Origin of the sequence: Corallococcus exercitus (assembly GCF_003611585.1) — a bacterium.
In the GTDB taxonomy this organism is placed as follows: Bacteria; Myxococcota; Myxococcia; order Myxococcales; family Myxococcaceae; genus Corallococcus; species Corallococcus exercitus.
The window spans coordinates 1-8,815 of record NZ_RAVW01000409.1; the positions used below are offsets into that span (position 1 = coordinate 1).

Sequence of the window (8,815 nt, forward strand, 5' to 3'; positions counted from 1 at the left end):
CGGAGGAGCGCGGATGGGGGGACGTTCGACCATGGCGCGCAGTACTTCACGGCGAGGGATCCGCTCTTCCGGTCGCTGGTGGAGGCGTGGATGGCGGAGGGCGTCGTCGCGGAGTGGCATGGACGCATCGGGACGCTGATGCGTGGGGCGGTGACTCCCGCGAAGGAGTCCGTGCGGTACGTGGGCGTGCCGGGCATGAACGCGGTGGCGAAGGCGCTCGCGGACGGATTGGACGTGCGCTTCGGGGTGCGGGTGGAGCGGGTCGAGCGCGATGGCCGGGCGTGGCGCCTGACTTCGGAGACAGGCGAGGACCTGGGGCTGGCGGACGTGGTGGTGGCCGCGGTGCCCGCGCCGCAGGCGGTGCCATTGCTGGTGGGTGCGCCCGCGCTGGCAGCACAGGCGGGGACCGCTCGGCTGTCGCCGTGCTGGGCCGTGATGGCGCGGTTCGAGGCGCCGGTGGCGGTGGCGGTGGAGCTGGATGGCGCGTTCGTGGAGGACTCACCGCTGTCGTGGGTGGCGCGCGACACGAGCAAGCCAGGGCGGTCTCCGGGTGAGCGCTGGGTGCTTCACGGGTCGCCGGAGTACAGCGCGGCGCACCTGGAGGAGACGGCGGAGGAGATGGCGCCGAAGCTCGTGGAGGCGTTCGGGAAGGCGCTGGGCAGGGACGTGCGCGCGGTGGAGGCCGTGGCGCACCGGTGGCGCTTCGCGATGCCTGCACCGCCGCTGGAGGACACTGCGTTGTACGACGCGGCGCTGGGGCTGGGCGCTTGTGGCGACTGGTGCGCTGGGCCGCGCGTGGAAGGCGCGTTCCTCAGCGGCGTCACGCTGGCGCGGCGGATCGCCGGGCCCTGAGCCCTACTGCCGCTCGCGCACCACCAGTGTCCGGCGCGCGGTGAGGCCGTGGTCGTCGGTGACGAGGATGTCGTGGGTGCCCACGCTCGGCTTCCACCAGAGGCGCTCGGCGGCCCTCGCGGTTCCCAGGACGGCTCCGTCCACGAACCATGTCAGCTCGCGGTCGTGCGCGGCCTCCGCCTCCAGTGGGATCTTCTGCTCCTCCGTGTTCATGCCGGGGATGAGCAGCGCCACCTGCCCTTCCGGCGGTGAGAGGATGGTCGGCGTATCCCGCTCCCCTCCCGCGACGCAGCCGGGCGCCAGGGGCGGCGGTTCGGGCAACTGACGCTGCTGCTCCGCGAGCCACCGGCGCAGGCTGGACGGCCAGGTCAGGTACACGCGCGACTCCGTCTTGCGCCCGTCCCTGCAGCCCGGTCCCACCGCCAGGCCCGACGCCACGTCCACCTCCACCCGGTGATGGTACGGACACGGTGTCGTCGGCACCGCCGTGCGCACCGCGTCCACCCGCTTGCGCTGCGTGCACGCGTCCGTGGGCAGGTGCCCCGAGTACGCGCACACCTCCACGCTCACCAGGTCCTTGGGCGGCGTGGCGTCCTCCTCCTGCACCGCCGTGCCGCGTGGGCCAATGCCTTCCAGGATGTCGAACAGCAGCGGGGCCGCGTTCTCCGCACCCACCAGGTGCACGCTCGACGAGTGGTCGAAGTTGCCCAGCCACACCACCGCCGTGTGCTTCGGCCCGGAGCCCGCCGCCCAGGCGTCCCGGTTGCCGAAGCTCGTCCCCGTCTTCCAGTGCACCCGCGCGGGCAGCCCCGTGAGCCGACGGCGCTCCGGGAAGTCCGGCCGGTCCCTCAACGCCAGCGCCTGCCGCGTCAGCCACGCCGCCCCCGGTGACACCAGCGTCTGGGCCTTCTTCGGCGCCGTGTCCTCGTCCAGCACCCGCAGCGGCCGCGCCTGCCCATCCCCCGCCAGCGCCAGGTACACGCCCGTCAATTCCAGCGGCGTCAGCTCCAGCCCGCCCACCGCCGCGGACAGGCCGTAGTGCCCCGGCCGTGGATCCAGGCTGGTGACGCCCGCCTGCCGCAGTGAACCGAGGAAGCCCTCCACACCCACCCGCTCCAGGAGCCGCACGAACGGCAGGTTGAGCGACTGCGACAGCGCGGTCTCCATCCGCACCAACCCCAGGAACCGCCCATCGAAGTTGCGCGGCTGATAGCCACCGTACGCCACCGGGATGTCCGGCACCAGCGTCTCCGGCCCCACCAGGCCCTGATCAATCCCCAGCGCGTACAGCAGCGGCTTGAGCGCCGAGCCCGGCGAGCGCGGCGTGGCGAAGCCGATGATCTGCCCGCCGTGCTTCTCATCGAAGAAGTCGAAGTTGCCCACCAGCGCGCGCAGCTCGCCCGTGTCCCGGTCCGCCACCACCACCGCGCCGTTGTGGATGCCCTGCCGCTCCAGCCGCCGGGCCGCCTCCCCCAGCGTGCGCTCCACGAAGCGCTGCGTGCCCGCATCCAGCGTCGTCGCCAGCCACGTCGCCCCCGGCCGCTGCGCCTTGAGCCACACCGCCGCGTGCGGCGCTTCCCTGGGAAAGGGCGTGAGCACGTCCGGCACCGGCGTCGCCCGCACCTCCGCCAGCACCGTGTCGGACGCGACGCCGTCCACGACCAGCCCCTCGGACTCCAGGAGCCGCCGGGCAATGTCGTCCCGGGCCGAGCGCAGCCGGTCCCGGTTCTCCGGCGACGGGAAGCGCCGGTTCGGGTTCTGCGGCACCGCCAGCAGCGTGGCGATCTCCGCCGGGCTCAGGTGCCGTGCCGTATGCCCGAAGTACGCGAGCGCCGCCGCCTCCACGCCCTCCACGTTGCGCCCGTAGGGCACGAACTGGAGATACGCCTCCAGCACCTCCTGCTTGGACAGCCGCGCCTCCAGCTGGGCGGCGCGGAACGACTCAATCACCTTCGAGGTGAACGTGCGGGGACGGGGCTCCAGCACGCGCACCAACTGCATCGTCAACGTGGACGCCCCCGACACCCGCCGCCCCCGGCTCAGGTTGAGGCCGAGGGCGCGCAGGGCCGCGAGCGGATCCACGCCCGGGTGCTGGAAGAACCGCTTGTCCTCCAGTGCCACCAGGGCGCGGACATAGGCCCGGTCGATGCGGTCCTTCGGCGCGGGGATGCGCCACCGCTCGTCCGGGGCGAGGAAGACGTACGCGGGCGACCCGTCCCGGTACGCCATCACCACCGAGGGGGGCGCCGCCAACCGCTCCGGCAGCGGCACCCACCAGGCCGCCAGCAGGCCCGTGCCCAGGAGCACGAGCCCCGCCAGCGCCACCCCCGCCCACTTCCTTCCGTTGAGACGCACGCGACGCATGGGGCCTAGAGCAGGTCGTCCTTCCAGGGACCCGCCACCTGCACCGTGCCCGCGGCTTCACGGGCCCAGACGGAGGAGTCGTACATCGCCTCGGCCTCCGCGGACGGCAGGGTGAAGCTGCCCGCCGTCACCGCACGCACCGCGTAGACGAGCTTCTTCGTCTCGTGGGCCTGCAGCGCGCCGAAGGCTTCCATCCGGTCATCGCGCACGTTCACGTAGTCCGCGGTCCAGAGCGAATCCGCGTCCACCCACTCCACGCTGCCCCCGCGCCCCAGACGGGCGTTCTCGATCTCCCAGCCCGCCGGCAGCCGGTCCACCAGCGCGATGTTCTGCACGCGCTCGCCCGTGGTGTTGGTGACCTCCAGCTCCACGTAGATGAGGTCCGCCAGCTTCACCGGCTGGGCCTTCAGGTCCAGCGTGGTGCCGTCCAGCGTGCGCCAGGTGCGCTTGAGCGTCAGCCCCTGCCCGCCCACCTTCACCTCGGGCGTGGTGCGCACGCCCTCGCTTTGCAGGAGGAGGTACACGCTGCCGGCGCCCTTGTCCTTGAGGTCCAGAGACAGGCTGGCGCGCTCGCTGGCGCGGGCCAGGGCCCACGTGCGGTCCGACACGCGCGCGTCCTTCTCCGCGACGGACGCCACCGCCTTGCCCCCCACCGTGAGGGTGGGCGGCGTGAAGGTCGTCGCGCTGCCCTGCAGCCGCTTGCCCAGGCCGGTGATGCCCCAGACCAGCTCCTGCGTCGTGTAGTACTCCGACGTGTGCGCCTGGAGCGCCGTCGCCACCATGCGCGCCAGGGGCTCGCCTTCCGGCGCGTTGCCGAAGAGGTCCTGGAAGGTGCTGAGCATCATCCCGCGCCGGCGCCGGTCCGAATAGAACGACCAGCCGTTGTGGCGCTGGTCGCTGAGCGCGGACACGTCCGGGTTGCGCAGCTCCTTCTCGTAGCGGCGGTCGCCGGACAGCCACAGCGCGGCCTTGAGCAGGTACAGGTCCTCCTGCTCCTCGCCGTCGAGCGGCGCCTTCTTCGCGCGCGTCTCCATCGCCGTCACCAGCGCCTGCGCCCGCGCCTTGCGCCCCTTGCCCGCCACCGCGAGCACGTAGTGCATGTACGGCTCCGCGTGCTCGTCGTGGTAGCCGCTCGACACCGTCGTGCGGCCCTCCGTCCGGGTCAGCTCATCCCCCATCCACGCGAGGGCGCTGTCCACCCGGTCCTCCGGCACCGGGTACTTCAGCTTGCGCGCGTCCAGCAGCATGTGCGTCGCGTAGGCCGTGCCCCAGGCCAGGGGCTCCGTCTGGCCGGGCCAGTACGCGAAGCCGCCCGACGCGGTCTGCATGGACAGCACCCGGTTGATGCCCGACTGCACCATGTCCTCCACCTTCGCCGTGGAGACCAGGGTCGGATCCACGCGCTCCACCAGCTGGCTCACGAACAGCAGCGGGCGCGTGGAGGACGTCGTCTGCTCGATGCAGCCGTACGGGTAGCGCACCAGGTACGAGAGGTGCTGGAGCGACTTCGCGTACGGATTGTTCGTCACCCAGACGGTGGTGCGCTCCGTCGTGGGCACCCAGCCCTGGAGCAGCGCCTTCAGGTCCGTGGTGCCCTGCGCCAGCTCCACCTGCTGGAGCTTGCGCTCACGCGGCCCGGCCGGGGACAGCGGCACGTCCAGCTGCTCGCGCGACGTGTAGCCACCGCCCTCCACCGTCACCACCAGCCGAGCGGCGCCCACCGACTGCACCGCGCGGCCCTGGAACACGAAGGTGCGGGACTTGCCGTCCTCCACCCGCGCGCGGCCCTCGCTCTTGCCCTTGAGCTCCAGCGGAGACGAGCCCAGCCCCTCCGGCATCGCGAGCCCCGGCACCGCCAGGGCCTCCGACGCCAGCGACACCTTCACGTCCTGCGCCTTGCCGGACAGGTTGGTGACGAAGACCGGGATTTGGATCTCGTCGTTCTGGGTGAGGAAGCGCGGCAGCGTCGTCTGGAGCACCAGCGGGTCGCGCACCAGCACCTGCGCGCTGGCCCGGCCGATGCGCTTGTTGCCCGCCGTCACCACCATCACCCGCACCGCGCCCCGGTACTGCGGCAGCTTGAAGGGCACCTTCAGCTTGCCGTTGGCGGGCACCTCCACCAGGCCGCTCCACAGGGCCACGGGCTTCACCGGCTGCACGCGGCCTTCCGCGCCGCCCTCGTCACCACCGGTGGAGCTGGAGTTGCCGCCGGGCGGCACCAGCAGCGCCCAGCCCACCGTCTCGTAGGTCTGGATGCCCAGCGCGCGCCGCGTGAAGATCTCCTTCAGCGGATCCGGGCTCTGGAAGCGCGTGAGGGACAGGATGCCCTCGTCCACCACCGCCACGGTGGCGAAGGTGGGGCCCTCCACGCCTTCCACCGCGACGTCCACGGTGAGCGTGTCGTTGCTGCGGACCTCCTTGGGCACCGTCACCGTGACGGCCTGGGTGAAGTCCACCGGCTCCAGCGCGATGCTGCCCACGCCGAAGGCGCGGTCGGGCATGAACGCCTGGGCGGATTCCAGGTGCGGGTCCTTCACCAGGAACGCGCTCACGTACACGTTGGGCGCGTACTCCTTGGGCGTGAACGACCAGGACACCTCGCCCGGCTCCACCTGCTTCCACGTGGTGGTGAGCACGCGGTCGGTTTCCACCGTGAAGAGGACGCGGCCCCGGTAGGGCGCCTTCATCTTCACCGTGAGGGCCTCGCCCACCTTGCCCTTCGCGGGCAGCGACAAGTCCAGCGCCGTGGGCTTGAGGGGCCGCGGCGTCTGGTCCACGCGCGAGCCCTCCCCCCACCAGTAGTAGCGGCCGTCGCCCTCGATGGAGAGGTCCGTCTGGGTGTTGCCCGCGCGAGCGCGCACGAGGTAGCCCGCGCCGTCGTGGCCCGGCAGCACCGTGGCGGTGAAGCGGCCGTTCTCCACCTTCACCGTCGCCTCGCCCTCACGCTGCGGGCGCAGGTAGCGCTGGTAGCGCTCGTAGCCGGACTCCTCGTCGTAGTAGTAGCCGTAGTTCTCCTCGAGCAGCTGGTACTCCAGCACCACCGTCTTCGGCGCCTTGCCGTCGGTGACGAGCTGGCCGTCCCAGTCCACCACCACGCCGGACACCGTGAAGGGCGTGGCCGCCTTCACCTTCTGCGTGTTGGCCTGGAGGCCCAGGTAGTAGGCCTCCGGGTGCACCGGCACGTTGGCCTCGCCGATGGTGGAGCGGCCGCTGCCGGACTCGAAGACGCTGGCCACCGCGGACAGCCGGGCGGCGCCCTTGATGGGGCCCGACGCCGCCTGGGCCGGGCAGTTGAGGAGCGCCTGCCCCTTCGCGTCGAGCGTGCCCTTCACCTGCCCCAGCGTGACGGGCCGGGGCGCGCTGCCGTCCTGGCGCCAGATGCCGTAGGTGTACTGGGCGTTCTGCTTGGGCTTGAAGGGCACGGACTCCAGGCGGCACGTCATCTCCACCGGGCTGCCCTCCGCGGAGCCGCCGAAGAGGTACGCGGCCTCCACGCCCACCGGAATCTCCTTGCCCTGCACGTAGCCCGGCGCGGTGGTGCTGGCCGTGACCTTCATGCGCTCCGGGACGAACTCCTCCACGTTCACCGCGTAGGAGGCCACGTCGCGGTCCGCGACCTTGAGGCGCACCCAGTAGTGGCCCGTGTCCTGGAACGCCGCGAACGCCTGGTCGAACGACACGAGGCCCGCCGCGTTCGTCTTCAGCGTCACCTTGCGGATCTCCCGCTCGTGCGGGTCGATGACGCGCACCTCCACGGGCATGCCCACGGGCGGCGCCAGGTTGTCCTGGCCGCGCAGCACCGCGGCCACGTGCGCGGTGTCACCGGGGCGGTACACGCCGCGGTCGGACCAGACGGAGGCGCGGTAGGGCTGCTCGGCGCGGTACGGCTCGCCCTGCACGTCCGAGTTGGCGATCTCCGTCTTCAGCTCGTCGTACTTGAGGTACGTCAGCTCGTCGCCCTTGCGCGCCACCAGCGCGAACGGCGCGCTTTCGTCCACGCCGGGCGCGGGCACCTTGAGGTTGCAGCCCGCCTCGCCCTGCGTGGTGCAGCGGGCCACGGTCTGCCCGCTCTTCTTCACCAGCGACACCTCCACGCCGGACAGGGGCTCCGTGCTCTCCAGGCCCAGGGCCCAGACCCACACCTCGCCGGAGTCCTGGGAGCCCACGGCGGGACCGCCGCGCTTGGCCACGAGGCTCAGGTCGGTGAGCAGGATGCGGGCGGCGGCCTTGTAGTCGCCGCGCTCGGCCAGGATTTCGACCAGGCCGCGCGTGTTGGCGGGCACCAGCGACGCCACGTCGATGTACGTGGTCAGCAGCGAGTCCGACGTCGACTTGAGCGGCACCGTCTTGCGGACCAGCACGTTGCTCGTCCGCTCGTCGGCGTTCTCCTGGTAGTCGTTGCCCATCCAGAAGACGAGGTTCTCCGGCGGCACGTTGCGCACCGTGAGCGTCACCTCCTCCACGTTGAGGTGCTGCAGGGGCAGGTTGCGCCACGCGCTGCGCGGCAGGTAGCGGCCGTTGGCGTTGAAGCGCACCTGGGGCTGGCGCGCGGGCACGGAGAAGCCGCGCGACCAGGCGCCCATGAGCGTGCCGCCGCCCACGGACAGCGTGCCCTCCGCGATGGTGAGCGTGTGCGGGCCGCGCTTGAAGTCACCGAAGATGCGGAAGCCGCGCCGCGACGGGGCCACGGTGAACTTCACCTTCGGCTTGAAGCGGATGGCCTCCAGCGCCACCGCGTCGTTGAGCGAGCAGCCCTTGTTGTCGTCGTTGTAATAGTAGGAATCCCACTGCTCGTCGGTGGGGCTCGCCGGGGCGTCCGACTCCACGTCGCGGCAGCTCACCTCGAAGAAGTAGCCGTTGGTCCCCTCCTGGAGGTTCACGAAGGTGATGTCCATGCGCTTGCCGCCGTTGAGCGGGAAGCTGCTCGTCGCCGCGGGCGCCTGCACGGTGGAGGCGCCTCCCGCGGCCGTCAGTCCCTCACGCAGGGAGAACTGCACCGTCGCGCCGGGCTTGAGCTTCGGGTGGGTGAGCACCACGGCGAGGGAGTTGCGCGTGTCCGCGCGGGTGCTCCACTTCACGTCGCTGATGGCGGTGTCGCCCACGCGGAAGCTCACGCGGGAGCGCACGGCGGCCAGGTCCACCGGGCCGGAGAAGTCCACGTTCGCCTCCACGCGGCCCTTCGGCAGGTCCATGCGCGTGGGGTAGAGCTGGGCGAACTTGAAGGCGTAGGTCGTGAAGTTGTAGCGCCACTCGCGCGCGGTTGACGGCTTGACGACGCCCGCGTCGGTGTTCACCGCGTCCACGGAGACCGTGTACGTCGTGCCGGCCGCGAAGCCCGTGGACGGGGTGAAGAGCAGCGACGAGGGGCCCGTCCACCGCAGGCTGCCCCCGACCTCCGGCGACAGCGTGACGACGGTGCCGTCGACGCTCTCGTAGCGCGGGCGCACCGGCAGCGCGAACTCGATGACGACGCCCGTGGGCAGGGCGTTCTCGCTGGCCAGCTCGTGGATGACGGGCGTGAGCTTCGAGGGCTGCACCGGCGTGGGCGTGGGCGTGGACGGCGCGCTGGCGGCGGGCGTCGCGGCGGACGCGGGGGTGG

Annotated in this window: 3 protein-coding genes; 1 reads left to right on the forward strand and 2 read right to left on the reverse strand. The window is 71.8% G+C overall.

The window, feature by feature from the left end; translation table 11 throughout:
• Positions 1 to 852, forward strand: an 852-nt coding sequence (locus tag D7W79_RS33910; protein ID WP_120529479.1) for an NAD(P)/FAD-dependent oxidoreductase, incomplete at its 5' end; no start/stop codon positions are given.
• Positions 853 to 855: 3 nt separating this feature from the next.
• On the opposite strand, the gene pbpC is transcribed toward D7W79_RS33910, so the two are convergent.
• On the reverse strand, positions 856 to 3,216 hold the full coding sequence (pbpC, locus tag D7W79_RS33915; RefSeq protein ID WP_120529480.1) for a penicillin-binding protein 1C: 2,361 nt from the start codon (positions 3,214 to 3,216) through the stop codon (positions 856 to 858).
• A gap of 5 nt (positions 3,217 to 3,221) precedes the next feature.
• On the reverse strand, positions 3,222 to 8,815 hold a 5,594-nt coding region (locus tag D7W79_RS33920; RefSeq protein WP_120529481.1), incomplete at its 5' end, for an Ig-like domain-containing alpha-2-macroglobulin family protein.

Bases quoted from the DNA above. Each gene is read 5' to 3' on its own strand.
- pbpC (WP_120529480.1), bottom strand. From the start codon at position 3,216: ATGCGTCGCGTGCGTCTCAACGGAAGGAAGTGGGCGGGGGTGGCGCTG.